This is a genomic window from Calothrix rhizosoleniae SC01, assembly GCF_900185595.1.
GTDB classification, from domain to species: Bacteria; Cyanobacteriota; Cyanobacteriia; order Cyanobacteriales; family Nostocaceae; genus Calothrix_A; species Calothrix_A rhizosoleniae.
The window spans coordinates 1-2,069 of record NZ_FYBH01000366.1; the positions used below are offsets into that span (position 1 = coordinate 1).

Consider the following 2,069-nt stretch of genomic DNA (forward strand, 5'->3'; position numbering starts at 1 on the left):
CTGAGGCTCAAGCCAATACAACAAGTAATTATACTTATTCTTCTGGTAGTGAGGTATAAAAATCATCATTTAAATATGTTTATGCATCAGGGTAAGCCTCCTTCTGTTTTCTGCCTCATGAACTACCTGATAACTGGAGAACTTTCCCATGTTCAAGCGTTATAAATATTTTGTCTTTACAACCCTATTAGTATCTGTAGGTGTTTTGGTATCATATTTTGCTTTGAATCGTAAAATAACCATAGCACCGTCAACAATCACTCGAAATCAAACTCAGGAAACTACAAGACTGCAAAAACAGGCAAAACAAGAGTTTGATGTAGGTGATTATCCAAAAGCTTTGGCTACCTTTAAGCAAGTTTTGGCTAATTTCCAAACAAAAGGTGCAAAACAAGGAGAAGTTGTAACTCTTAATGATATTGGACAGGTTTACGAGATACAGGGAGATTACACCCAAGCCTTGAAGTATTATCAGCAAGGATTAGCAATTGCTGAAAAAATTAGCGATCGCAATGGAGAAATTGAAGCTTTAGCTAATATCGGCTTAATTTATTACAGACAGGGAAATACTAACAAAACCCTGGAATTATGGCAAAAAGCCTTATTAATGAGCCAAAAATATCGTCAGAATTGGGGAAAAGCAAAAATTTTCCACAAAGTTGGCTCATTGATGGAAGTCAAAAAACAACCCAACTTAGCGATCGCTTTTTATAAACAATCAGCAAATTTAATCACAGAAATCCGCCAATCTTTACAAAAACCTACCAAAATAAGGGATTTACATGGCTCCTACATTCAAAGGTTTGACAATACCCCCCGCAGCTTATTCAATTTATTAGTTAAGCAAAACCGCAACCTAGAAGCATATGCGGCGGCTGACTTAATGAAAGTCCAAGAATTAGAAACCTATATAAATGGTGTGAAAAGCAAAACAGCAACTCTACAACGGCTGGATTACTCCCCTTCAGAGCAGAAATTAGTCGAAAAAGGGATTCAAGATTTACAAAAAATCGTGGAGTTGGGTAAAGAACTCGATACATTACAAAAAATTCCCGTAGATCAAAGAACTCCCCAACAAGAGAAACGACGACAGGAAATTGCAACTATTCAAAGGAATATTTTAAAAGAATTTCTTCTGTTTAGCGATCGCCCAGAAGTAGTGGCGCGTCTGCGAAAACTAAATAATACCACAGGGGGTGAAAATCTCAATCCCAAATTACTCCGTCGTTTGCAAGATAATCTGAAACAACTACCAGGTAAACCAGTTTTGCTCTATCCCCTGGTGTTAGAAAATAGCCTGGAGTTACTACTAGTTAATTCCTACACCCCTCCCATCCGCTACTCTGTAACAGTGCAACAAGAGCAGCTAGAGCGGACTATCAGTGAATTTCGCACAGCATTACAAAATCCAACTAAAGATGCCAAGAAACCAGCCCAACAGCTTTATAAATGGCTAATTAAACCCATAGCACCTGCCATTAAATCAGCCAATGCTCAAACCATAATTTATGCCCCAGATGGGAAATTACGCTACATCCCCCTTGCAGCTCTCCATGATGGCAAAAAATGGCTGGTCGAAAAATATCAAGTCAATAATATTACAGCCCTGAGCTTAACGGATTTAAATAAGCAGCCCCAACCCTTAAAAATTTTAGCAGGGGCTTTTTCTGTGGGTGATTACAACATTAAGGTCGGTACTCGTACTGTCAAATATGGAGGATTACCATTTGCAGAAAAGGAAATCAAAACTTTAACAGATACCTTTCCAGGATCGACACAATTACTTAATGCAGAATTTACAGAGTCAGAAACTACAAAACGCTTAAGCAATTATTCTGTTCTCCATTTTGCCACTCATGCAGCTTTTGTTACAGGTAGTCCAGAAGATTCATTTGTTTTATTTGGCAATGGTAAAGCAGCCAATTTAAACGATTTGCGGCTATGGAACCTCAGCCAGACTGATTTAGTGGTTTTAAGTGCCTGTGAAACTGGATTAGGAGGAGAGTTAGGTAATGGAATCGAGATTTTGGGATTTGGCTATGTTATGGAAGAAGCAGGTGCAAGAGCAA

Annotated in this window: 1 protein-coding gene; it reads left to right on the plus strand. The window is 38.3% G+C overall.

The genetic code is table 11. The annotated features are described in order from the left end of the window. Nucleotides 1-148: 148 nt before the first annotated feature. Nucleotides 149-2,069, plus strand: a 1,921-nt coding sequence (locus CALSC_RS22435; RefSeq protein ID WP_088243468.1) for a CHAT domain-containing protein, incomplete at its 3' end; no start/stop codon positions are given.